The organism is Kribbella qitaiheensis (assembly GCF_042657745.1).
Lineage (GTDB): Bacteria > Actinomycetota > Actinomycetes > Propionibacteriales > Kribbellaceae > Kribbella > Kribbella qitaiheensis.
Window position 1 is genome coordinate 99,662 of the sequence record NZ_JBHSKE010000021.1, and the last position, 22,780, is coordinate 122,441.

A 22,780-nucleotide genomic window follows, 5' to 3' on the forward strand; every position below is an offset into this window, starting at 1 on the left:
GCCTGTCCTCGATGGGCAGGTTCGAGCGCCCGCCGGCCTCAGCCGCGGGAATGGGGTCGTCAGCGCTCAGCGTTGACCGATGTGTTCGGAGACGGCGTCGAAGACCCGGCCGATGGCGGCGAAGTCCTCGGGCGAGGCCAGGTTGACCAGATTCTCCCGGACGCCGTCCACGTGGTACGGCGCCGCCTGCTCGAGCAGGGAGAAGCCGGCGTCGGTGAGCTCGGCCCAGACACCCCGCTTGTCGCTCTTGCAGGAGGTCCGTCGGACCAGTTCCGCGGCCTCGAGCCGGCCAACCGTGTGGGTCAGCCGGGAGCGGCTCTGGTGCAGCCGGTCGGCGAGCTCGGCCATCCGGAGGCGGCGTTCGGGCGCCTCGGACAGCCGGACCAGGATCTCGTAGTCGTTGATGCCCAGGCCGAACTGACGGAGGTCGTCGTCGAGTTTCGCCATCAGGCGCGCAGTGCCCAGCAGGTACGCGCGCCACGCCACCTGCTGCTCGGAGTCAAGCCACCGGGTCCCAGTCGTCATCGTCACGGGGACAGTGTACCGGGAATGTAATTGACTTTTAAACAGTTACTGTCTACTGTCGTGGTCAGACGGTTGAAATTTGAACTTCTTTCGAAAGACCGCGTCGCCCCCATCTGCTTCACTTCCGAGAGGACCCCATGAGCGAGACCGCAACCACCACCATTCCCGGCCTGGTGGCCGGCACCTACGCCCTCGATGTCGCGCACACCGAGATCGGCTTCACCGTCCGTCACCTGATGACCAAGGTCCGCGGCACCTTCCCGGAGTTCAGCGGCGAGATCGTCGTCAAGGACTCGATCGAGGAGTCGACTGCCAACGTCACCGTCGAGCTCGCATCCGTGCACACCCGCAACGAGCAGCGCGACGGTCACCTGCGCTCCGGTGACTTCTTCGACGCCGAGAACAGCCCGAAGATGACCTTTGTCAGCACCGGGATCAAGCCGGAGGGTGACGATTACATCCTGTCCGGCGAGCTGACCATCAAGGACGTCACCAAGCCGATCGAGTTCGCCTTCGAGTTCCTCGGCGCCCAGCAGAACGCATACGGCCAGGCCATCATCGGCTTCGAGGCGTCCGCCTCGATCAGCCGCAAGGACTGGGGCATCGACTTCAACGTGCCGCTGGAGGGTGGCAAGCTGCTGATCGGTGACAAGGTCGACATCCACCTCGACGTCCAGGCCGCCCTGCAGGCCTGATCCGTCCGCCGGTTCGCCGGCGAGAAATCTGACCCCGTACGCCGGTCCGCCGGCGACAGGTCGACTCGTACGCCGGTCCGCCGGCGCCGAGCAGATCCGAAAAAGGCCCCGTGCCTCCCCTTTCGAGGGGAAGTGCGGGGCCTTCGGCATGTCCGAGGGCTACGACTGGACCATCCGGAGCGCGAGGTCGGCGTACAGGACGCCGAGGCTGCCCGGGTCGCGGCGGGCGGGGGAGTACCAGCGGGCGACGTCGATCGACAGCGACAGGATCGCCAGTGTCGTGCCGGGCAGATCCTCGACCGCGAACGATCCGTCGGCGATGCCATCGGTGAGAGCCTGCTCGATCTGGGTGGAGATCGCTCGCCGGATCGTCGCCACCTCGGCCAGGTGCTCCGGCGTCAGCGCGGCCAGTTCGTACTGAACCACTCGGGCGATCGTGTGGTGCTCGGCGTGCCAGGTGGTGAACGCCGACACCATCCCCGCCAGCCGGTCCCGCGGCGAATCACCCACGTCGGCGTCCCGCAGTACGTCGAGCGCGGCGCGGTGGCCGTACAGGCTGATCTCGAACAGCAGGCGTTCCTTCGAGGGGTAGTGCACGTAGAGCGCGGCCGGGCTCATCCCGGCGCGGGAGGCGATGTCCCGTGTGGTCGTGGCCTGGAAGCCGCGCTCGGCGAAGGCGTCGATGGCGCCGGTGAGCAGCCGCCGGGCGGCGGCCGGCTGGACATGCTCCCAGACGAGGGGACTGGTGACTGCGGACACGTTGACACCTTGCCCTAGATTCGGGAAGCTAAGCAAGCGCTTAGCCAAGCGATAAGATCAACACACTGGGTGATTCGTCTCAACTCGGGAGGCCCAAGGATGCAGCGCATCATCTTCAACGAGGACCACGATGCTTTCCGGGCCAGCGCGAAGGAGTACGCCGACCGCTCGCTGGTGCCGCGGATGGAGCAGTTCCTCGAGGAGAAGACGATCGACCGGGCAGCCTGGCTCGAAGCCGGCAAGCAGGGTTTCCTCGGGCTCGACGTCCCGGAGGAGTACGGCGGGTCCAGCGTCGGGGACTACCGCTTCAACGCGGTGTTCGCCGAGGAGGTCTCGAAGGTCTCCGCCTCGCTGTCGAGCTGCTTCGGCATCCACTTCGACTGCGCCGCGCCGTACCTGGTCGATCTGGGCACGGAGGAGCAGAAGCAGCGCTGGCTGCCGAAGTTCTGCTCCGGTGAACTGGTCGCCGCGATCGGGATGACCGAGCCGTCCGGCGGGTCCGACCTGGCCGCGCTGAAGACGACCGCGAAGAAGGCCGACGGCGGTTGGGTGCTGAACGGCTCCAAGACCTTCATCACCAACGGCGACATGGCCGACCTCGTCATCACCGCGGCCCGGACCGACCCGAGCAAGGGCGCGAAGGGCATCACGCTGTTCGCGATCGAGGAGGGCATGGAGGGCTTCGCCCGCGGCCGCAAGTTGGACAAGGTCGGCCAGACCGAGTCCGGTACGTCGGAACTCTTCTTCGAGGACGTCTTCGTGCCCGACGAGAACGTGCTCGGCGAGGTCGACCGCGGCTTCATCCACATGATGGAGCGGCTGGCCCAGGAGCGGGTCGGCGCGGCGGTGTCGAACATCGCGCACGCGATCCAGATCCTGGACGAGACCGTCGACTATGTGAAGCAGCGCAAGGCCTTCGGGCAGTCGGTCGGCTCGTTCCAGTACAACAAGTTCCTGATCGCCGAGCTCGTCACCAAGGCCGAGGTGACCCAGGCCTACGTCGACAACGCGATCGTCGCGCACGACGAGGACCGGCTGTCGGCGGTCGACGCCGCGAAGGCGAAGTGGTGGAGCGCGCACGTGCAGAACGAGATCCTGGACGCGTGCGTCCAGTTGCACGGCGGCTACGGCTACATGAACGAGTACCGCGTCGCGCGGGCCTGGCGGGACGCCCGGGTGACCAAGATCTGGGCCGGATCGAACGAGATCATGAAGGAACTCATCGGCCGCGATCTGGGCCTGTAGAAGGGAAGAGCTGTGCCTGAAGCAGTCATCGTCTCCACCGCGCGGTCGCCGATCGGCCGGGCCTACAAGGGTTCGCTGAAGGACATCCGGCCGGACGACCTGGCCGTGCAGATGATCCGGGCCGCGATCGAGAAGGCCGGTCTCACCGGTGACCAGATCGAGGACCTGATGGTCGGCTGCGCCGAGCCGCACGACGAGCACGGCGGCAACATGGCCCGCCGGATCGCGGTACAGCTCGGCTGGGACAACACGCCGGCCACCACGGTCAACCGGTTCTGCGCGTCGTCGACCCAGACCGCGCGGATGGCGTACCACGCGATCAAGTCCGGTGAGGGCGACATCTTCGTCAGCTCCGGCGTCGAGTGCGTCTCGCGGTACAAGAACTTCGGGTCGGCCGGCGTCGGCGACCCGAGCTCGTTCAACACCGTCTTCGCGGACGCGGTCCAGCGCACCGAGAAGTACGCCGAGACCAACGACACCTGGCACGACCCGCGCGAGGACGGCCAGATCCCGGACGTCTACATCGCGATGGGCCAGACCGCGGAGAACGTGGCGACGCTCAAGGGGATCACCCGGGCCGACCAGGACGCGTTCGGCGTCCGCTCGCAGAACCTGGCCGAGCAGGCGATCAACAACGGCTTCTTCGAGCGTGAGATCACCCCGGTGACGCTGCCGGACGGCACTGTCGTCAGCAAGGACGACGGCCCGCGGGCGGGCACCACGCTGGAGAAGGTCAGCCAGTTGCAGCCGGTCTTCCGGCCCGACGGCACCGTCACCGCCGGCAACTGCTGCCCGCTGAACGACGGCGCCGCGGCCGTGGTGATCATGAGCGACACCAAGGCTCGCGAACTCGGCCTGACCCCGCTGGCGCGGATCGTCTCGACCGGCGTCAGCGGCCTGTCGCCGGAGATCATGGGCCTCGGCCCGATCGAGGCCAGCAAGCAGGCACTGGCTCGCGCCGGGATGAGCATCAACGACATCGACCTGGTCGAGATCAACGAGGCCTTCGCGGTCCAGGTGATCGGCTCGGCCCGCGAGCTGGGCATCCAGGAGGACCGGCTGAACGTGCACGGCGGCGCGATCGCGCTCGGGCACCCGTTCGGCTCCACCGGCGCCCGGATCATGACCACGCTGGTGAACGGCTTGCAGTTCGAGGACAAGCAGTTCGGCCTCGAGACGATGTGCGTCGGTGGTGGACAGGGTATGGCGGTCGTCCTCGAGCGCCTCAGCTGATGAGCCTCAAGGACCGTACGGCGATCGTCACCGGCGCCTCCCGGGGGATCGGGCTGGCGATCGCCAAGCGTCTCGTGGCCGATGGCGCTCGCGTGGTGATCACCGGTCGCACCCAGGAGACGTTGGACGAGGCAGTGGAGTCCCTGGGCGGCCGGGAGTACGCGATGGCCGTTCAGGGCAAGGCTGCCGACCCTGAGCACCGGGCGAGTGTCGTAGCCGCCGCAGTGGCGACGTACGGGTCTGTCGATCTGCTGGTGAACAACACAGGCATCAACCCGATCTACGGCTCGCTCCTCGACGTCGACAGTGCGGTGGCGGCCAAGATGGTCGACACGAACGTGCTGGCGACCATCGCCTGGGTGAAGGCATGCCGGGACGCCTGGATGGGCGTGCACGGCGGTGCTGTGGTCAACCTGTCGTCCGTGGCCGGCCTGTCGCCGTCACCGGGCATCGGCTGGTACGGCGCGACCAAGGCGATGCTGTCCCGGGTGACCATCGAGCTCGCCGTGGAACTGGCACCGGCGATCCGGATCAACGCGGTCGCGCCCGCGGTGGTGAAGACCAAGTTCGCCGGTGCTCTGTACGAAGGACGCGAGGAGAAGGTGGCGTCGACGTACCCGCTGAAGCGGCTAGGCCGGCCCGAGGACGTCGCGTCGCTCGTCTGGTTCCTGCTGTCCGACGAAGCCTCCTGGATCACGGGTCAGACCATCACCATCGATGGCGGCCTGACCCTCAACGGAGGCATGGTCACCTAGCACCTAGGGCTTACGCCCCTCCCAGGCGACCAAGCGGTCGTACGCCGGTGCGTCGTCCGCGACCTGTACTACGGGCCCGAAGGGGACGTGGCCGCCTCGAGGCTCGGCCGGGATGAACTGCTGGACCAGCGGCAGGCAGTACTTGGCTAGCGAGTCGTCCAGCAGGTCGGTGCGGCCGGTCGCCTTGGCAAGGTCCCAAGAGTGCGTGGTGAGCTCCCCGGTGTAAGCGGCGATGGCGGCGACCCCCGGCAGGGTTCCCCAGGGCAGCTTGCAGGCGCGGCCGAGCACTGACCCGTTCGACAGCGTCTCGTCGAGAGTCGCGCGTCGCTCCTTCCACGTGGCCGGGAAGTCCGTCACGCCAGGCGTCACCGTCGGGATCGACAGCGGGTCGTTCCCGGTCAGCGCCAGGTCGATCCGGCGGACCACAGTCATCAGGTGGCCCAGCAAGGCGCGGACGTCGTACTCCGGGCACGGCGTCGGCAGGTCCAGGTCGTCGGCGCCGATGGTGTCGATCATGGCCTGGGTCTGGTCCAGGGCGAGTACGAGCATCGGGCGTGGGTCCGTCACGATTCCTCCAGTAGTAGGTGTCGGAACCACTCTCGCGCCCTATATACGACATCTTCTGTCGGGTATTCCTGGCATCATCGTCGGCATGAGAGCCGACCGGTTGCTGCAGATCATCCTGTTGCTGCAACGGCATCCCCGGCTGAGCGCTCGTGAGCTGGCCGAGCGGCTCGAGGTTTCCACGCGCACGGTGATGCGCGACATGGAGGCGTTGTCGGCCGCTGGCGTCCCGGTCTACACAGAGCGCGGGCGCAACGGTGGCTGCGTGCTCCTGCCGGGCTACCGGGCTGACGTGAGCGGGCTGACCCCGCGCGAGGCTCAGGCGTTGTTCGCGTGGTCCGGCCGGGCCTCATTGTCGGAGGAGCTCGGGCTGCGGGATGCGCTGCAATCCGCGATGGGCAAGCTGTCGTCCACCTTGCCGCTGCAACTGCAGGGCGATGCCGAGGCGTTGTCGGACGCGATCGTGGTGGACCGGCGACGGTGGTTCGCCGATGCCGAGGAGGTCGGCGCACTGCCCGCCCTCCGGAAGGCCGTGGTGACCCGCCGGCGGGTGTCCCTGCGGTATGCCTCAGCGACCGCGGGACGCCCTGTACGTCGTACCGTCGACCCCTGGGGGCTCGTGGAGCAGGCGGGGCGGTGGTATCTGGTGGCCGCGCATCGAGGGGTGGCCCGGATGTACCGGGTGTCGCGGATCCAGCAGGTCGACGCACGGGCGGAGCCAGCGGTCAGGCCGGCCGACCTGGACCTGCAGGAGGAGTGGCAACGCCTCCGGTCCGGACTCGAGCGAAGCCTGCCGGCCGGGGTCGACGTTGTCATCCGAGTCCGCCCGGAGCGAGCCGAACTGGTCAGACGCGTAGCAACCCCGATGCTGGCCAAGGGTGAACAAGCCCGCGACGTCCCTGCTCCCGACGACGTCTGGCCCCACGTGGCACTGCGCTTTCGCGTCCGAGAAGCAGCTTGCGGGGTGCTCCTGGGCTTGGGTGGAGACGTCGAGGTTCTGGAGCCGCCAGACCTGCGCGCCGAGCTCCTCCGCCTCGCGACAGCCGCCGTCGAGGTCTACAGCTGAGAGCGGGTGGCGGTGAAGCGCTGGCGGACGGTGATGATGCCGTTGGCGTCTTCGTCTTCGTTGCGCCAGTGGAAGCTGGTGGGGGTGATGTCGGTGAAGATCCAGCGGGTCTTGGCGGACTTGGGTTCGCGAGCCTCCAGGGTGATGGAGTCGGCGCCCCGGTGACCGATGAAGGTCATCACCATCGCGTGCTTGGGACCCATCCAGGTCGAGCGGAAGGCGCCGAGCTCGGGGTCATGGAGCCGGATGGTGAGCCCCCACTCTCCGTCTCCGTCGATCGCGCGCTGCGCACGGCTCGGCGTGATCCAGATGTCCGCGACCGCCCGTCCGTCCAGGGCCCAGGCGAAGTGCCACTCGCCCTTGGTTTCGCGCACCACCTCGCCGGCGTCGTCGTACCACGTGACCTCGAGATCCCAGCTGCCGATCAGTGTCGCGAACGGAGCAAACGCCTCGGCGAACTCCTCCCGCGGCCCGTCCGACACCATCAGTCCGGCCAACCTCTCGGCCGGTGAAGTCCTGGCTACCTCAGTCATGGTGACAGCATACCTCTCATTTGACAGTGTGCTGTCAATCGAAGGAGCGGAGACCTGCTGCTGATGGCTGTTGGTATCTGGTCAGGAACGCAGAGGCGCCAACCGCGGCTCCCCAGAGCACGGCCGCCCAGGACCAGGTCGTGCTGAAGCCGCCCGGGGTGCCCTGGTGCGCCGCCGAGACGATGCCCAGATACATCCCGGACACCGCCACTCCGATCGCGGCGAGCAGGAACCGATGCGGCCACCACGCCGCCAACGCGGTCAGGGCGACCAGGGCCAGCGCCAGCGCGCCCTGGATGGAGTAGTGGTCCACGCCGTTGGTGTAGTCGCCATCCGGGCGATTCTCGCGATCCGCGGCGAACATCTCGAAGGCATAGGCGACCCAGGGGCCGATGCTGACGAGCGCGAGCACGGCCAGCGGTACTGAGAGACGTGAAGGTCCGAGGCCGCGCCAAGCGCGAGGAGAAGCGATCAGGACGATGGAGAGGATCTGCACGGCCAGGACACCGTCGAGAACTGCCGCCTGCCAGGCCAGCGACACAGCCGCCGCCAGGGCGATCACGAGGCAGACGACGGTCAACTGGACGATCGCGGCGGTGTTGAAAGGGGTATGGACGAGGGCAATCAGAGGCGCGGCGATCAAGGCGCCGAACATGAGGCCCCAACCAGCCTCCAGCATCACCGGCCAGGACGAACTCCACGTGACGGTCAGGTCGATGATGGCAAAGCCCGGCAGAAGCCATACCAGCGCATAGAAGACGGCGAGCGCCCGCACACTGGTCTGCCGCCAGTTGCCCACCACGCCAGCATGCGCACTGCCGGCCAACCCCAGCAAGACGCTGGTGGAGGTTATTCGGAGGTGGACAGCACCAGCGAGCGGAGGCGGGTGATGGCCAAAGTCAGGCCGACAACGGTGACTGCTACCAGGAGGATCACAGCGATCGGAAGTTTGACCGCGGACTCGATGTGGGGAGCGTCGGAGAGCTTCTGGATGACCGCGAGGGACCACTGCTGGACCGAAAGAGCCTTGGCGCCGTCCACGTACTGTCCCATGACGCTTTCCCAGAGCAACGAGTAGAGCAGACCGATGGTGACCGCGTTGGCGGAGATCACCGAGATGGCGGTGAAGATCGCGGTGTAGGCGATGCCGGCGACCAGGGCGCCGATGCCGAAGGCAAGGGCCGTCCGGAGGTCGGACGGATCGAGGATGATGCCGGCCAGCGTCATCGGGATCGCGCCGAGGGCGAAGATGACGCAGAGAGCGACGCCTGCCTTGGTGAGGATGATCGTGTAGCGCTTGATCGGCTTGGCCAGCAGGTAGACGATCGAGCCGTCGTCGATCTCTGTCGAGATCGCGCCGGTGGCCGCGATCAGGGCGACCAGCGGCAGGATCACCGCGAGCCCGAACTGCTGGAGCAACGCGGCACTGAAGTCGGCGGTGTCGTCCACCGTCAGAGCGAGCAGCACGCAGAGCGCGAGCAGCACCGCGGGCAGAATGAACAGCAGCAACCCGCGCCGGTGGCCGAAGAGCGTGGCCAGCGTGAGCCGGGCGATCGTGGCGACCATCAGCGCCTCCCGACGAGATAGGAGAAGACGCTCTCGAGGGACTCGTCCGTCGGCGCGACCTCGAGCAGCCGGATACCCAGCTCCCGCGCCAGCGTGGGAACCAGCCGGCTGAAGCGCTCGAAGTCGAGCACCTGCACCTGCAGAGACGATTCGTCCAGGTCGGCGCCCGACGTACAGGGGTCGGCGATCAGGGCGGAGGCCAGCCGGCGGTTGTCAGACGAGCGCAGCCGGTAGAGCACCGGGCGGTCCGTCATCAGCGTGCGGATGGCACGGTAGTCACCCGAGGCCGCGTGCCGGCCGGACACGACGACCTCGATGTGGGTCGCGACCTGCTGCACCTCCTCCAGGATGTGCGAGCTGAACAGCACCGTGCGCCCGTCCGCGCCCATCTTGCGGAGCAGGTCCATCAGGTGCAGCCGCTGCCGCGGGTCCATCCCGTTGAACGGCTCGTCGAGCAGCAGCACCGACGGTTCGTGCACCAGCGCGGCCGCCATCTTGATCCGCTGCTTCATGCCCTTCGAGTACGTCGAGATGCGCCGCCCGGCCGCATCCTCCATGGCGACGGTGGTGATCGCCTCGGCCGCGGCGGCACCGGGATTCGGCAAACCCTGGAGCTGCGCGTTCGCGACCACGAACTGCGAGCCGGTCAAGGTGTCGTAGACGGCCTCGGTCTCGGGGACCAGGCCGATGTGCCGGTATGCGCCCTCGTTGCGCCACACCTCGGCGCCGTCCAGCGTGACCGTGCCGGTCGAGGGTGGCAGGAATCCCGCCATCATCGTGATCAGCGTCGACTTGCCCGCGCCGTTCGGGCCGAGCAGACCGGTGACGCCCGGGCCGATCGTCATGGTGACGTCGTTGATCGCCACCACGTTGCCGTACCAGCGGGAGACCTTCTCGATCCGGATCACGCTCATCCGCGGGCCACCTTCGCGTACCGCGCGTTGACGCCCCAGACGCAGGCTGCGACGAGCAGCACGTAGACCGCGGTGAACACCAGCCCCTGCTGGGTGGTCGGCATCCAGCTGCCGTCGCGGTTGTTGCGCAGGAACCACGTCTGCAGGGCCTCGGTGAGATTGAACGGCGACACCAGACTCGCGTACCGCGCGGCCGTGCTCGACATGTCGCCCTTCTGGTCCACGATCGCCATCGTCGTGGTCGCCGCAGTGAAGGACACGATCAGTACGGCGATGATCGCGGCGACGGCGAATCCCCGGCGCGGGGTGGCCGCCGCGATCAGACCACCGATCGCGGCGAGCAGGATCGACAGCAGCAACGCCCCGGCCAGCCCGGCCACGAACTGCTTGCTCATCTGCAGGAAGTTGTACTTGGCCAGCAACGCCCCGGCGTACAGGACGACGAGGGGGATGCAGATCAGGATCATCTGGGCGGCGACCAGAGCGGTCAGCTTCGCCAGCGCGTAGTCGGTGCGGCGGGGTGGCCGGGCCAGGTACAGCACGATCGAGCGGTAGCGGAGGTCGCGCGAGAACAGCTGGGGAGCCTGAGAGGCGAGATACAACGCGATCACGGGCTGCAGCAGGTAGATGTAGTCGACCGGCTCGACCGGCGGCTTGTCGAACTGCAGGCCGTTCTCTATGCCGACCACGATCGCCGCCGGCACCACCATCACCGCGAGCAGGAAGATCGGCATCACCTTGGACTTGCCTGACCGGCCGAGTCCGTAGGCGTGCCGGAGGCTGCTGACCATCAGGGCCTGCGTGATCGCCCACCGGCCGAGCCGTGGTCCGTCGTAGTGCCGGTAGCCGATGTCGTGGATGACGCCCGTGCGGTCAGACACTGAAGACCTCTTCCAGCCGGTGCCGGTGCTGTTCGACCCGGACCAGGCCTAGGCCCAGCTCGGCGACCGTGTCGCGGACGATGTCGTACGTCTCCTCGCCGCTGATCTCCACCAGCACCAGCGGCCCTTCGGCCCTCGCTCTCGCGCCGGCCCGTTCCAGCGCCGCACCGAGCCGGTCGCGCCCGCTGAGGTCGCGGACCTCGACAGCCAGTACTCCGGTCTCGCCGGTCAGGGCCGCCTTCGACTCCGACCGGAGCAACCGGCCGCCGTCCAGCACGACGATGTGGTCGCAGACGTGCTCGAGCTCGCCGAGCAGGTGCGAGGTGATCAGCACGGGGATGCCGAACTCGGTGCCGATCCGCCGGACCAGCGTGAGCATTTCGTCCCGCCCGGCCGGGTCGAGGCCGTTGGTGGGCTCGTCGAGCAGTACGAGCTTGGGGTCGTGGGTGAGCGCCTGCGCCAGCTTCACCCGCTGCTTCATGCCGGTGGAGTAACCACCCATCGGGCGGTAGCGAGCCTCGTCCAGCCCGACGTGCCGCAGTACGTCGGCGGCGCGTTCACGGGCGGCGGTGGCGGGCAGGCCGGACATCTGGCCGAGGTGTACGACGAACTCGGTCGCCGACACGTCGGGCGGCAGGCAGTCGTGCTCGGGCATGTAGCCGACGAGCGCGCGGACCGCCTCGCCGCCGGTGACCACGTCGTGTCCCAGCACGATGGCACTTCCGGCGGTCGGGGCGATCAGTCCGAGCAGGATCTTCAGCAGGGTCGACTTGCCGGCGCCATTGGCTCCGACCAGTCCGGTCACGCCGGACCCCACCTCGACGGTCAGCTCGTCCAGGGCCGTCACACGCGGGTATCGCTTGGTCAACGATGCGGTCGCGATCACGGGCACCGGCCAACCCTAAGGCCCGAGGGTGTCTGGGCAGAATCACAGGCACCCCTCGGCTGTTGCGATCACGTCCCAACTGCCGCCGGTACCGCGAAACGCGGCGTGCGCGGGTGCCTGGCGGTAAATGCCTGGCGGGTGGTTGCGGGGGCTCGTTATCGTCCACGTCATGGAGATCAGGCCCGCGGTACCGGACGACGCCGAGGCGGTGTCCGCGCTGCGGCGCGCGACTTTCTCGTACTCCGTGATGTCCCCGGCGAGTACTCGTCACCTGATCGAGGTGCACTCGCCGGCCGAGAAGTTCCTCGGGCTGGTGGCGATCTCCGGCGGTGAGTTGGTGGCCTGGGGAGCGACTGGGCTGAACACCTGGACGAGCGAGGAAGGCCAGGCCGGCATCTCGATCTACGTGCACCCGGAGCACCGGCGACAGGGGATCGCGGACGCGCTGGCGAAGCCGTTGCACGACCACCTCGCCGAGATCGGCGCAGTACGGGTGCGGACGTTGGCCGAGCCGGGCGGGGTGGAGTTCGCGAAGCGGTTCGGGTACGACGGGACGCGGCAGATGCACTACTCCGGCGTCGATCCGCGGGTGTTGCCGGAGCGGCCGCCGGCCCCCGATGGGATCGAACTGGTCACGATGGACACCCTTGATGCGCGGCAGGCCTACACCGCCGACGCGGTGGCGACGCTGGACGAGCCGAGCGACTCGCCGGCCGACGCGATCGACTACGACGACTGGGTCCGCGAGGTGTGGGAGTCGCCGGCACTGGACAAGTCCCTGGGCGTGGCGGCGATGGCCGGCGACGAGGTGGCCGCGTTCTCGGCGATCGAGACCGACGGCGACCGGGCCTGGTCGGCGATGACCGGATCGATCCCGGCGTACCGCGGCCGAGGGCTCGCGAAGCTCGCCAAATGGGAAGCGCTGCGGCGTTGCGCCGACGCAGGGATCGTCGGCGCATTCACTTCCAACGACGACGAGAACGGTCCGATGCTTGCCGTGAACAACTGGCTCGGTTACCGCCGGGTGCAGACCCAGACCGGACTGTTGCGAACCCTCTGAACTACGTAACTTTTTTACCTTCTTCCCCCTGATCGCCCCCGGGGCCGCGTTATCTTCCACAGAACTCGGGTGGAAGGAGTGGGGATGGAGATCAGGCCCGCCGTCGTCGCGGATGCGGAATCCGCCGTCGCACTCTATGAACTCGTCGAGCCGTATCTGGTGTGCACAGTTGGGGGAGTGCGCTCCAGCATCAGCCTGGCCGGCGGATCGCGGGCGCGGGTCAGCCTGGCCGCTGTGCAGGACGGCGAGGTGATCGGGTGGAGTTCCGCCGCGCTGATCGCGGGATCCGATCCGGTCAGCGCGCAACTGCGGGTGCTGGTGCATCCGGAGCACCGGGGGCATGGCGCCGGGACCGAGTTGCTGGAGGCGACACACGCGCGGCTGAAGAACGCGGGCGCGCAGAGTGTGCGGGTGTTCGCGGATCCGAAGTCGGTGGACTGGGCATCACGCTGGGGTTATGTGCAGACCCGGCAGGTGTACTACGCGGGGATCGAGCCGCGGCTGGCTCCCGCGATGCCGGAGGTGCCGTCGGCGGTGCGGTTGATGCCGCTGGCCGAGGTGGATCCGCGGGGTGTCTACGAGGCCGATGAAGTTGCCCAGCGCACCAAACCGGGCGACGCGAAGATCACCAGCCGGCCGTACGACGACTGGCTGGCCGCGGTGTGGAAGGCGCCGGAGATGGTGCTCGACCTGAGTGTCGCGGCGCTGCACGGGGATCGGGTGATCGGGTTCACGCTAGGGAACGGGGATCACCACAAGATCTGGTCGCAGATGACCGCGACGATGCCGGAGTACCGGGGTCGTGGGCTGGCGAAGCTGGTCAAGTGCGCGGCGCTGCATCGAGCGGCCGACGCCGGGGTGGTCGGTGCCTACACCGCGAACTACGACGGCAACGAGCCGATGATCGCCGTCAACGAGTGGCTGGGCTACCACCGCACCACCACCCACTCGGTCCTCGTCTGCCCACTCTGACCCGTTACGTCCGAAGAAGTGGCGAGACGTCTCCGCAGTTCTTCGGACGCAAGGGACGTCAGCGGACGAGGTCAGCGGACTAGGAGTACTACGGTTTCGGCTACGCAGGCGGGTTTGGTGGAGTTTTCCAGTTCTATGACCCATTGGAGGGAGACCTGGACGCCGGCGGGGGTTTCCTGGGCGCCGGCGATGGAGGCGCTGGCTCGGACTCGGGAGCCGACCGGGACCGGGGCGGGGAAGCGGACCTTGTTGACGCCGTAGTTCAGCTTGGCGGTGACGCCCTTGATCGAGAAGAGTTCCTCGCCGAAGCGGGCGATCAGGCTCAGGGTGAGGTAGCCGTGCGCGATCGTCCCGCCGTACGGGCCCTTGGCGGCGCGGGCGACGTCGACGTGGATCCACTGGTGGTCACCGGTCGCCTCGGCGAACTGGTTCACCTGGTCCTGGGTGATCTCGAGCCACTCGGTCTCGCCGAGTTGGGTGCCGACCGCGTGGACGACCTCGTCGACCCCGGTGAAGGTTTGCGCCATGTCGGTCTCTCAGCTCCTAGCTCAGTTGCGGGGGCCGCCGGCGACGTACAGGACCTGGCCGGAGACGAAGCCGGCCTCCTCGCTGCAGAAGAACGACGCGGCGGCGGCGATGTCCTCGGGCTTGCCGGTCCGGTTCACCGGGATGGTGGCCGCGGTGGCCTTCTTGAACTCCTCGAAGTCGACGCCGACCCGGGCCGCGGTGGCCGCTGTCATGTCGGTCTCGATGAAGCCCGGCGCGATCGCGTTCGCGGTGACGCCGAACTTGCCCAGCTCGATCGCCAGGGTCTTCGCGAGACCCTGCAGACCGGCCTTGGCGGAGGCGTAGTTGGCCTGGCCGCGGTTGCCGAGCGCCGAGGTGGAGGAGAGGAAGACCATCCGCCCGTACGCCGCCTCGACCATGTGCGCCTGGCAGGCCTTCGACATGAGGAAGCTGCCGCGCAGGTGCACCGACATCACGGTGTCCCAGTCGTCCTCGGTCATCTTGAACAGCAGGTTGTCGCGCAGCACGCCCGCGTTGTTCACCAGGATCGTCGGCGCGCCTAGCTCGGCCACGACCCGCTCCACGGCGGCGGTGACCTGGTCGGACTTGCTCACGTCACACCCGACCGCGACGGCCTTGCCACCCGCGGAGGTGATCGCCTCGACGGTGCCGGCGCAGGCCGCCTCGTCCAGGTCCAGTACCGCGACCGCGTTGCCGTCGGCGGCGAGCCGCTGCGCCACGGCGGCGCCGATCCCCCGGGCTGCCCCGGTGACGATCGCCACCCTCTGCTGCTCGCTCATCCGCCGAACTCCTTCGCTGCCTCGGTCCACTGCCTTTAACCCACTGCTGCAGGGCAAGTCCTACCACCGCGCCCGGCGGACGCGTCCGGGATGCAGACTACCCACGCCTCGTCGGACACGCTGTGGCACGGATGCGATGATCGCCGTGTGCATGATCACAACGATGATCACAGCGAGCCCCACAACCGACACGTCTATCACTGTCCGCTCCGCTGGGGCGACATGGACGCGCTCGGCCATGTGAACAACGGCCGGTATGTCGACTATCTGCAGGACGCCCGGGTGGACTTCCTTTTCCGCACCGCCAAGGAACTCGGCGCCGACGACCTGGAGACGGGACTGCTGGTGGCCCGGCACGAGGTGCAGTACCGCGCCCCGCTGGTCTTCCGGGCCGAGCCGGTCCGGATCGAGCTGTGGATCAGCGAGATCAAGGCCGCCTCGTTCACCGTCGACTACGAGATCCTCGACGCCGAACCGCGCCGGACGTACGTCGAGGCGCGGACCCGGCTGGTCCCGTTCGACTTCGCCGCGAACCGGTTGCGCCGGATCTCCCCGGTGGAGCGCGAGGCCCTGTCGAAGCTGGTGGGCTCATGAGCTTCACCCATCCGGTCCTCGTCCGCTGGTCGGACATCGACTCCTACGACCACGTGAACAACGTCCGCTACTTCGACTACCTGCAGGAGGCCCGGATCCTGTTCCTGGCCGAGGTGGTCGGCACCGGCGCGGGCGACTACTTCACGGAGTACCCGTGTGTGCTGGTCAGCCAGACCGTCGACTACCTGCGCCCCATCCTGCTCCGGCACCCGCCGTACGACGTGGACGTGTGGGTCGAGGCGATCGGTACCACGTCGTACACGCTGGGCTCGCGGATCGTCGACCGGGGCGGGGAGGCCGAGATCGTCTACGCCAAGGCGGTCTCGGTGATCGTCGCGGTGGACGGCGAGACGCAGGTCAAGCGGCCGCTGGGCGAGACCGAGCGGGCAGCCCTCGGTCGGCACGTTTCGGCGGGTTGAGACACTGGGAGCGATGAGCGAGCCACAGAGTTTCTACGACGCCGTCGGGGGAGCCGACACCTTCCACCGATTGGTGGCCGCGTTCTACCGCGGTGTCGCCGCCGACCCGGAGTTGCGCGCGCTGTACCCGGAGGAGGACCTCGGCCCGGCCGAGGAGCGCTTCCGGATGTTCCTGGTGCAGTACTGGGGCGGGCCGCGGACCTATTCCGAGCAGCGCGGGCACCCCCGGCTGCGGATGCGGCACAACCCGTTCGCTGTCACCCCGAGCGCACGGGACCGCTGGCTGGGACACATGCGAGCCGCCCTCGACGAGATCAAGCTGGAGCCGGACCGTGACCAGGAGATCTGGACGTACATGGTGATGGCGGCACACAGCATGGTGAACACCGACGAACCGCAGTACCCGGGCGCGATCGACGTGTCCGGCAACTGAGCCTTAGGAGAGACAACGAGCATGGCCGCTACCCGCACCGCCAAGGCCCACTGGGAAGGTTCGCTGCTGGAGGGGGCCGGTCAGGTCAACCTCGAGTCGTCGGGCCTCGGCACCTTCGACGTGACCTGGGCCGCCCGGTCCCAGGACAAGGCCGGGGGCAAGACCAGCCCGGAGGAGCTGATCGCCGCCGCGCACTCGACCTGCTTCTCGATGGCGCTGGCGCACGCGCTGGCCGGCGCCGGCCACGCGCCGGAGTCGATCGACACCACCGCCGACGTGACCTTCCAGCCGGGTGAGGGCATCACCGGCATCGTGTTGTCGGTGAACGGCAAGGTCGCCGGCCTGACCGCGGACGAGTTCGCCCAGTTCGCCGAGGAGGCCAAGAAGAACTGCCCGGTCTCCCAGGCGCTGACCGGCACCACGATCACCCTGGACGTCACCTTCACCGCCTGACGTTCCGCCGTACTGCGAACCGGCGCCGGCCCCACTCCATCGCGGAGCGAGGCCGGCGTCGTCGTGTCTGGGGGTGAGTGACCTGGCTGCACGGGTCAGGCGTCTGGTTCGTGGCCTCGGGAGCCTGCGCTGGGCGGCGGCGCGGCAGTGCTGTTGGCGTCCACCGGGCGGGTCTCGCGCGATTCGGTGGGCTGCTGCTCCAGGTGGGGCGGGTTGTCGGCTGCCTCGGCGGCGCTGCCGACGCCGGTGGACGTGGTGGTGGGCGCGTCGGGGTCGCGGGTGGTCAGGTTGCCGACCCGGAGCACCTCGCCGTTGCGGACGTACCAGGTGGTGCCGTCCTCGCCGCGCAGCCGGGTGACGCGCAGGCCGACCGCCTCGACCACGCCGGTGGCCTTCTCCATGTCGATCAGGTCGCCGACGCCGTACTGGTCCTCGAAGATCATGAAGACGCCGGCCAGGAAGTCCTTCACCAGCGTCTGGGCGCCGAAGCCGAGGACCACGCCGATGATGCTCGCGGACGCGACGACCGGCACGATGTTGAAGCCGAGCTCGGCCATCACCATCACCACCAGTATCGCGGTCAGCACGATCGTGACGGTGCTGCAGAGCAATGACGCGATGGTCTCCGCCCGCTGGGTCCGGCGTTCGCTGAGCAGGGTCTGCTCGACGAATTCCTGACCGCGCTTGGACTTGGCCAGCACCCCGGCGACAGCGCCGTTGCCGGGCGGCCGGGCGAACCGGCGGATGGCCTTGTGCAGGACCCAGCGGAGCACGAAGAAGGCGACGATCAGACCGAGGATCCGGGCCGGGACCGTGATGATCTGGTCGGTCACTTCGAGCTTGCCGTCGTTCCCTCTGCGGATGAACGTCGGGAAGCTCTGGGGCACGGAAAGCAGGGGGTGACTGAGCAGGGACACGGGGTAACTGAGCAGAATAGGCATCTCGCCGCCCTACTGTAGTGATCACCGCCAGGATCGCCGCATCCCCAGACCCCGGAAAGCGCGAGGAGGAGAAACGGTCATGCCGAGCCGGCTCGATGACGAGCTGACGAGGCTGGTGAGCGCGGGTGTGCTGCGTCAGTACCAGGCCGACGCGCTGCGATCCGCCGCTGCTGCGGACTTCGACTCCGCTCCCGCCTCCACGCAAGGGTTTTCCGAGCTGACCACCCCCAGGACCTCACGGCAGCCACCCACCGCGACGCACTCGTCGGCCTTGACCGAGGTGCTCGGCTACATCGGTGGTGCCTTGCTGCTCGGCGCTGTGGCCCTTCTCACGGTCGCGAACTGGGGCGAGATGGGCCGAGCGGCCCGGATCAGCACCGGAACCAGCGCCGCCGTCATCCTGCTCGGTGTCGCTGTGGTCCTCGCGTTGCTACGCAGGGGTGAACAACTCAGCTCCGCGCTGGCCTCGCTCGGCTGCTGCGTCGCCGGTTTCGCCGTGTACGTCGCGGTCGAGGGCGTGACGGGTCGTGTCGTCGGAGTAGCCGTGGCGCTGGCCATCGCCGCGCTGGGAGTCTGGTGGCTCGGCGGCTCATCGTTGCTAGTGGCAACGTTCGGGATCCTCGCGGTCGGCGTCCTGGTGATCACCGCGGATCTGCTCACGCCTGCCGGTCAGACGACCACCAACGCGGCCGGCATCGCCGGCACCGGGTTCATCCTGGTGGCGTTCGTGATGGCGATCCTCGGCCTGGTCCGGGATCAGGTGACCGCTTGGTCCCTCGCGGGCGCCGCGATGTTCAGTTCCTCGATCTGCTGGCTGATCCAGGACCGCGGTGAGGTGATGGCCCTTGTCGTCGGCACCGCGGGACCCGCGGCGCTGCTCGTCGCGTACGGCCGCCGCCACGCCTCGGCGTACGCGGTGGTCGGGTGCTCCATCCTGCTGGTCATCTGGCCGACCGCGCTCTACCAGTTGACCGACAACATGGCCGGGGTGGCGATCGGGCTCGTGGTGGCGAGCGCGGTGCTGCTGGTCGCAGTACTGCTGCTGAGCCGCCGCCAACGACGGGTTCCTGGCTAGAGGGTCGACACCTTGAGGCCGCGCAGGGCCAGGACGCCGTCGGTGGAGCCTCGGCCGATGTGCAGGTAGCCGCCGCGGTACGCCCTGTCGATGACGATCACTTTGGGCGGGACCTTGGCGGACTGGTCCAGCCGGGTCCAAGTGAGGTGGGTGGGCGTGACCTCGAGCCGTAAGGACAGCCATTCGCCCCGGAACGGCGCGGCGGTCTTCGTGGTGGCCAGCCTGATCCCTGCGGCCTTGCCCTTGCGGTGCGCGTACAGGCCGAGTTCCCCGTCGGCCTGCAGGATCGCGTGGTAGCCGTTGCCGGTGCCGAGGTGGTGCTCGTAGTACGCGTCGTCCTGATGACCGAAGGCCAGGGTGAGGTTGGCGGTCGGGTCCGCCGGCAAGGTGGCGTAGGACGCCTGAAACTCCACCGAGTAGCTCGGCGCGGTGATCGGGCCGAGGTTGCCGAGGGTGAGGAAGTGCTGTGTCTTCTGGGCGCCGAGGAGGATGGTGCCGTCCTTGCCCCACCCGACCGCGAACCGGTCGTCGTACGGATCGCGGGTGAGCTCGCCGGGCACGACAGCGCCGGTGGCCCATTGGTCGGTGACGTCGACCTTGGTCTTGCCGAGCAGGTAGCCGATGTTCGAGGTGACCGCGCCGGGCATGCCGAGCGCCTTGTAGTGGGTCACGTCCGCGCGCCTGTGCAGGGGATACGGCCAGACCGGTAGGCCTGTGGCCATGGCGGCATCGGCGAGTTCGGGCGCGAGGTACCCGCCCGGGCCGGAGTTCGGCACCACGATGGCGTCGGTGCCCGGCGACAACTTGCTCGCCACCGTCCGGATCGCGTCGACCGTCATCTCGGTCGGCGTGGTGAAGTAGGCGAACACGCCCAGCCCGGCGCCCTTGGCCTCGGTGATCCGCTTGCTCTTGAAGTAGGTCTTCAGCATCACCGACGTCTCGAGCCCGTACTTGGCGATCATCGACATCATCGGCCCGTGCGCCCGGTCGTCCTTGGCCTCGACGCAGAGGATCACCCGGCCGCCGAAGGTTCGCAGTACGTCCTCGAACAGGGGCACCTTCGCTTTGTTCTGCCAGGCCGGGCCGAGCCGGGGGATGTCGAGCCACCCGTCCCGTACGGCGTCGTACGTCGTGGTGCGCAGGTTGCCGGTCAGGGTGGTGGTCCGGTCGAGGGTGAGGTCGTGCAGGCAGACGAGCACGTTGTCGGAGGTGATGCCGACGCTGATCTCCATCGCCTGCGCACCCCAGGCGACCGCCGCCTGGTACGACTCCATGCTGTGCTCGGGGAACACGTCGCCGGCGCCACGGTGGCCGACGAGGTAGCTGTCGCCGCGGTCCGCGACCCAGTGCGTGAGGTTGTAGTCGCCGGTCGCCGAGGTGCTCTTCGCGGACGGGCCCTCGCAGCCGCTGGCGGCGGCCGAGCCCACTGCGAGTGCGCCGAGCCACCCCAGGGTGGTGCGCCTGGTGATCCCGTGCGGCCTCTCCATCCATACCCCCTCTGCTGGCGCGACTGCCCCTTCGCTCACCGAAGGGTAAAGGCTCCCGTCCATCGGACGGCAGCCGCGCTTCGCGTTCGGGCTTTTGAAGGGACTGGGTGTGCTTGGATGCCTCCGCGCGGTGACGGGTTGTGGGTGTACGGCGCGCGCCGTTCGGTGGCTCGGCCCGGGATACGGCAGACTCGCACGCGTGACTGCTCCCACTCCGGCCCTTGTAGAGCTTGCCGTCGCGCATGGAGTGGCGACCGAGTACTGGGACTGGCAGGGGAAACACGTACTGGTCTCCAGCGAGGTCGTCTCCGCCGTACTGGCTGCGCTCGGTGTCGACGCCTCCACTCCCGAGCGAGCCGCCGATGCGCTGGCGGAGTACCAGCTGGCGCGCTGGCGGCGTACGTTGCCCGCCACTGTGGTGATGCGCGAGGGCTGGACGCCGTGGTTCGCCGTACACCTGCCACACGGTTCCACGGCCGAGGTGTGGGTCGACCTGGAGGACGGTGGCCAGCGCCGCGACATCCCGCAGCAGGACCACTGGGTCGAGCCCGAGTGGGTGGACGGCGTACAGATCGGCGAGGCGACCTTCCAGCTGCCCGGGGACCTGCCGCTCGGCTACCACCGGCTGTGCGCACGGATCGGCAGCAACCCGGAGATCTCGGTCAGCACGCTGATCGTCACCCCGCAGCGGCTCGAACCGCAGAAGCTGCACCGGACCTGGGGCTGGGTCCTCCAGCTGTACTCCGTGCGCTCCCGCAGGTCGTGGGGGATCGGGGACCTGCACGACCTCGCCGATCTGGCCGCCTGGTCCGCGAACGACCTCGGCGCCGGCTTCGTGCTGGTGAACCCGCTGCACGCCGCGGAGACCGCCGGGCGGATGGAGCCGTCGCCGTACCTGCCGGCCTCCCGCCGGTTCGCGAACCCGCTGTACCTGCGGATCGAGGACATCGACGAGTACGGCGACCTCGCGCCCGCCGAGCGCGACCGGGTCCGGGCCCTCGGCCTGCAGACCCGCGTGCTGAACGAGGACGCGACCGCGCTCGACCGGGACGGCGTCTGGGCCGCCAAGCGCGAAGCCCTGCAACTGCTCTTCGGCGTCCGCCCGTCGATCGGACGGATCGCGGAGTACGGCGCGTACTGCGACCGCGAGGGGCAGGGGCTGATCGACTTCGCCACCTGGGCCGCGATCTCGGACCTGCACGGGCCGGAGTGGAGCAAGTGGCCGGAGGAGCTGCAGGACCCGGCCGCGCCGGATGTCGTTGCCTTCCGCAATGAAAACCCGGACGCGGTGGAGTTCCACTGCTGGCTGCAGTGGCAGCTCGACGAGCAGCTCGCCCGGACCCAGGCGCGGGCCAAGTCGGCCGGGATGTCGCTCGGGATCGTGCACGACCTCGCGGTCGGCGTACACCCTGACGGCGCGGATGCGTGGGCTCTGCAGCGGGTGCTGGCCGCCGGCATCCACGTGGGTGCTCCGCCGGACGCGTTCAACCAGCAGGGCCAGGACTGGTCGCAGCCGCCTTGGCGCCCGGATGCTCTGGCTGCTACCGGCTATGCGCCGTGGCGGGACCTGGTCCGCGCGGTGATCCGGCACGGCGGTGGCCTGCGGATCGACCACATCCTCGGGTTGTTCCGGCTCTGGTGGGTCACCTCGCCCGAGCGGCCGACCGAGGGCACGTACGTGCGGTACGACCACGAGGCGCTGATCGGGATCCTCGTGCTCGAGGCGTCCCGGGCCGGCGTGGTTGTGGTGGGGGAGGACCTCGGCACGGTCGAGCCGTGGGTGCGGGACTACCTGACCGAGCGCGGCGTACTGGGTACTTCGGTGCTGTGGTTCGAGCGGGACGCGGACGGGAATCCGCTGCCGCCCGAGCGGTGGCGTGAGCTTTGTCTGGCCACGGTGACCACGCATGACCTGCCGCCGACCGCGGGCTATCTGGCTGGGGATCACGTGGAGCTCCGAGACCGGCTCGGACTGCTGACCCGGCCGGTGGCTGAGGAACTGGCCGTGGACGAGGCCGAGCGGGACTCGTGGCTCAACGCACTGCGCGAGCGGCACCTGCTTGGCAACGCGGACGGGGACGTCGAGCGCATCGTCGAAGCCCTGCATCGGTATGTGGCCCACACCCCGGCCAAGTTGGTCGGCGTCTCCCTGACCGATGCCGTGGGAGAGCGGCGGACGCAGAACCAGCCGGGAACGACCGACGAGTACCCGAACTGGCGGATCCCGCTGGGCGGGCCGGACGGTGGGGTGCTGATCGAGGACCTGCCCAACAACCAGCGGCTCCGACGCTTGATCGGGAGCTTGTCGAGCTAGCTTTGTGTAAGCGAGTGCTCACGAACCGTTGACAATAGATTTGAACGGTTGTTATCTATTGTGGACGAAGGTGCCTTCCTTTCTTTCCCCACCGCCCCACTTC

26 protein-coding genes are annotated in these 22,780 nt (G+C 68.4%); 13 read left to right on the forward strand and 13 right to left on the reverse strand.

Going from position 1 to position 22,780, the window contains the following annotated elements:
* Positions 1-66: 66 nt before the first annotated feature.
* A complete protein-coding gene (locus tag ACFPJ1_RS17470; RefSeq protein ID WP_380105327.1) occupies positions 67-525 on the reverse strand; it encodes a MarR family winged helix-turn-helix transcriptional regulator in 459 nt (152 codons plus the stop codon).
* Between the two features lie 137 nt (positions 526-662).
* On the opposite strand from ACFPJ1_RS17470, the gene ACFPJ1_RS17475 reads away from it, so the two are divergent.
* Positions 663-1,220, forward strand: a complete 558-nt coding sequence (locus ACFPJ1_RS17475) for a YceI family protein (protein ID WP_380105045.1) — start codon at positions 663-665, stop codon at positions 1,218-1,220.
* Positions 1,221-1,379: 159 nt separating this feature from the next.
* Here the strand turns inward: ACFPJ1_RS17475 and ACFPJ1_RS17480 are convergent, their stop codons facing one another.
* Entirely contained in the window at positions 1,380-1,979 is a 600-nt protein-coding gene (locus tag ACFPJ1_RS17480) for a TetR/AcrR family transcriptional regulator (RefSeq protein ID WP_380105046.1), read from the reverse strand.
* 99 nt (positions 1,980-2,078) lie between these two features.
* Here ACFPJ1_RS17480 and ACFPJ1_RS17485 point away from each other — a divergent pair, with 99 nt between their 5' ends.
* Genes ACFPJ1_RS17485 through ACFPJ1_RS17495 form a run of 3 tightly spaced genes read left to right on the forward strand, consistent with a single transcriptional unit; the run spans position 2,079 to position 5,212 of the window.
* Complete coding sequence (locus ACFPJ1_RS17485; RefSeq protein ID WP_380105047.1) at positions 2,079-3,224, forward strand: acyl-CoA dehydrogenase family protein; 1,146 nt, start codon at positions 2,079-2,081, stop codon at positions 3,222-3,224.
* A gap of 12 nt (positions 3,225-3,236) precedes the next feature.
* On the forward strand, positions 3,237-4,457 hold the full coding sequence (locus tag ACFPJ1_RS17490; RefSeq protein ID WP_380105049.1) for an acetyl-CoA C-acetyltransferase: 1,221 nt from the start codon (positions 3,237-3,239) through the stop codon (positions 4,455-4,457).
* Positions 4,457-5,212 (forward strand): SDR family oxidoreductase, encoded by a 756-nt coding sequence (locus ACFPJ1_RS17495; protein ID WP_380105051.1) that lies wholly within the window; start codon positions 4,457-4,459, stop codon positions 5,210-5,212. Before ACFPJ1_RS17490 ends, ACFPJ1_RS17495 begins: the two co-directional genes overlap by 1 nt.
* A 3-nt stretch (positions 5,213-5,215) precedes the next feature.
* Here ACFPJ1_RS17495 and ACFPJ1_RS17500 read toward each other — a convergent pair whose 3' ends face one another.
* The gene (locus tag ACFPJ1_RS17500) at positions 5,216-5,779 is read right to left on the reverse strand and encodes a TIGR03086 family metal-binding protein (RefSeq protein WP_380105053.1); all 564 of its coding nucleotides are present in this window, start codon (positions 5,777-5,779) and stop codon (positions 5,216-5,218) included.
* 85 nt (positions 5,780-5,864) lie between these two features.
* Here ACFPJ1_RS17500 and ACFPJ1_RS17505 point away from each other — a divergent pair, with 85 nt between their 5' ends.
* On the forward strand, positions 5,865-6,842 hold the full coding sequence (locus ACFPJ1_RS17505; protein WP_380105055.1) for a helix-turn-helix transcriptional regulator: 978 nt from the start codon (positions 5,865-5,867) through the stop codon (positions 6,840-6,842).
* Here the strand turns inward: ACFPJ1_RS17505 and ACFPJ1_RS17510 are convergent.
* From ACFPJ1_RS17510 to ACFPJ1_RS17535, 6 genes are read right to left on the reverse strand one after another with little or no spacing between them, the layout of a single operon-like run.
* The gene (locus ACFPJ1_RS17510) at positions 6,833-7,375 is read right to left on the reverse strand and encodes a hypothetical protein (protein WP_380105057.1); all 543 of its coding nucleotides are present in this window, start codon (positions 7,373-7,375) and stop codon (positions 6,833-6,835) included. The genes ACFPJ1_RS17505 and ACFPJ1_RS17510 overlap by 10 nt on opposite strands.
* Positions 7,376-7,409: 34 nt before the next feature.
* Positions 7,410-8,174, reverse strand: coding sequence for a hypothetical protein (locus ACFPJ1_RS17515; RefSeq protein ID WP_380105059.1), 765 nt, complete (start codon positions 8,172-8,174; stop codon positions 7,410-7,412).
* A gap of 50 nt (positions 8,175-8,224) precedes the next feature.
* Positions 8,225-8,941, reverse strand: coding sequence for an ABC transporter permease (locus ACFPJ1_RS17520; RefSeq protein WP_380105061.1), 717 nt, complete (start codon positions 8,939-8,941; stop codon positions 8,225-8,227).
* Complete coding sequence (locus ACFPJ1_RS17525; protein ID WP_380105063.1) at positions 8,941-9,855, reverse strand: ABC transporter ATP-binding protein; 915 nt, start codon at positions 9,853-9,855, stop codon at positions 8,941-8,943. Before ACFPJ1_RS17525 ends, ACFPJ1_RS17520 begins: the two co-directional genes overlap by 1 nt.
* The gene (locus tag ACFPJ1_RS17530; RefSeq protein WP_380105065.1) at positions 9,852-10,736 is read right to left on the reverse strand and encodes an ABC transporter permease; all 885 of its coding nucleotides are present in this window, start codon (positions 10,734-10,736) and stop codon (positions 9,852-9,854) included. The genes ACFPJ1_RS17525 and ACFPJ1_RS17530 overlap by 4 nt, the downstream gene beginning before the upstream one ends.
* Positions 10,729-11,628, reverse strand: a complete 900-nt coding sequence (locus ACFPJ1_RS17535) for an ABC transporter ATP-binding protein (RefSeq protein WP_380105067.1) — start codon at positions 11,626-11,628, stop codon at positions 10,729-10,731. Before ACFPJ1_RS17535 ends, ACFPJ1_RS17530 begins: the two co-directional genes overlap by 8 nt.
* A 163-nt stretch (positions 11,629-11,791) precedes the next feature.
* Here ACFPJ1_RS17535 and ACFPJ1_RS17540 point away from each other — a divergent pair, with 163 nt between their 5' ends.
* Both ACFPJ1_RS17540 and ACFPJ1_RS17545 read left to right on the forward strand, forming a co-directional pair.
* A complete protein-coding gene (locus ACFPJ1_RS17540; RefSeq protein ID WP_380105069.1) occupies positions 11,792-12,682 on the forward strand; it encodes a GNAT family N-acetyltransferase in 891 nt (296 codons plus the stop codon).
* A gap of 84 nt (positions 12,683-12,766) precedes the next feature.
* A complete protein-coding gene (locus ACFPJ1_RS17545) occupies positions 12,767-13,654 on the forward strand; it encodes a GNAT family N-acetyltransferase (RefSeq protein WP_380105071.1) in 888 nt (295 codons plus the stop codon).
* Between the two features lie 71 nt (positions 13,655-13,725).
* Here ACFPJ1_RS17545 and ACFPJ1_RS17550 read toward each other — a convergent pair whose 3' ends face one another.
* On the reverse strand, positions 13,726-14,181 hold the full coding sequence (locus ACFPJ1_RS17550) for a MaoC family dehydratase (protein ID WP_380105073.1): 456 nt from the start codon (positions 14,179-14,181) through the stop codon (positions 13,726-13,728).
* Between the two features lie 21 nt (positions 14,182-14,202).
* On the reverse strand, positions 14,203-14,961 hold the full coding sequence (fabG, locus tag ACFPJ1_RS17555; protein ID WP_380105075.1) for a 3-oxoacyl-ACP reductase FabG: 759 nt from the start codon (positions 14,959-14,961) through the stop codon (positions 14,203-14,205).
* A gap of 222 nt (positions 14,962-15,183) precedes the next feature.
* On the opposite strand from fabG, the gene ACFPJ1_RS17560 reads away from it, so the two are divergent.
* Genes ACFPJ1_RS17560 through ACFPJ1_RS17575 form a run of 4 tightly spaced genes read left to right on the forward strand, consistent with a single transcriptional unit; the run spans position 15,184 to position 16,860 of the window.
* On the forward strand, positions 15,184-15,555 hold the full coding sequence (locus tag ACFPJ1_RS17560) for an acyl-CoA thioesterase (RefSeq protein WP_380105077.1): 372 nt from the start codon (positions 15,184-15,186) through the stop codon (positions 15,553-15,555).
* Entirely contained in the window at positions 15,552-15,974 is a 423-nt protein-coding gene (locus tag ACFPJ1_RS17565; protein WP_380105079.1) for an acyl-CoA thioesterase, read from the forward strand. The genes ACFPJ1_RS17560 and ACFPJ1_RS17565 overlap by 4 nt, the downstream gene beginning before the upstream one ends.
* A 13-nt stretch (positions 15,975-15,987) precedes the next feature.
* Complete coding sequence (locus ACFPJ1_RS17570; protein ID WP_380105081.1) at positions 15,988-16,407, forward strand: globin; 420 nt, start codon at positions 15,988-15,990, stop codon at positions 16,405-16,407.
* 21 nt (positions 16,408-16,428) lie between these two features.
* The gene (locus ACFPJ1_RS17575; protein ID WP_132297577.1) at positions 16,429-16,860 is read left to right on the forward strand and encodes an OsmC family peroxiredoxin; all 432 of its coding nucleotides are present in this window, start codon (positions 16,429-16,431) and stop codon (positions 16,858-16,860) included.
* Positions 16,861-16,955: 95 nt separating this feature from the next.
* Here ACFPJ1_RS17575 and ACFPJ1_RS17580 read toward each other — a convergent pair whose 3' ends face one another.
* A complete protein-coding gene (locus ACFPJ1_RS17580; RefSeq protein WP_380105084.1) occupies positions 16,956-17,801 on the reverse strand; it encodes a mechanosensitive ion channel family protein in 846 nt (281 codons plus the stop codon).
* Between the two features lie 79 nt (positions 17,802-17,880).
* Here ACFPJ1_RS17580 and ACFPJ1_RS17585 point away from each other — a divergent pair, with 79 nt between their 5' ends.
* A complete protein-coding gene (locus ACFPJ1_RS17585; RefSeq protein WP_380105085.1) occupies positions 17,881-18,876 on the forward strand; it encodes a hypothetical protein in 996 nt (331 codons plus the stop codon).
* On the opposite strand, the gene ACFPJ1_RS17590 is transcribed toward ACFPJ1_RS17585, so the two are convergent.
* On the reverse strand, positions 18,873-20,363 hold the full coding sequence (locus ACFPJ1_RS17590) for a glycerophosphodiester phosphodiesterase (RefSeq protein ID WP_380105087.1): 1,491 nt from the start codon (positions 20,361-20,363) through the stop codon (positions 18,873-18,875). The genes ACFPJ1_RS17585 and ACFPJ1_RS17590 overlap by 4 nt on opposite strands.
* A 199-nt stretch (positions 20,364-20,562) precedes the next feature.
* Here ACFPJ1_RS17590 and malQ point away from each other — a divergent pair, with 199 nt between their 5' ends.
* Positions 20,563-22,677 (forward strand): 4-alpha-glucanotransferase, encoded by a 2,115-nt coding sequence (malQ, locus tag ACFPJ1_RS17595; protein WP_380105089.1) that lies wholly within the window; start codon positions 20,563-20,565, stop codon positions 22,675-22,677.
* Positions 22,678-22,780: the final 103 nt, after the last annotated feature.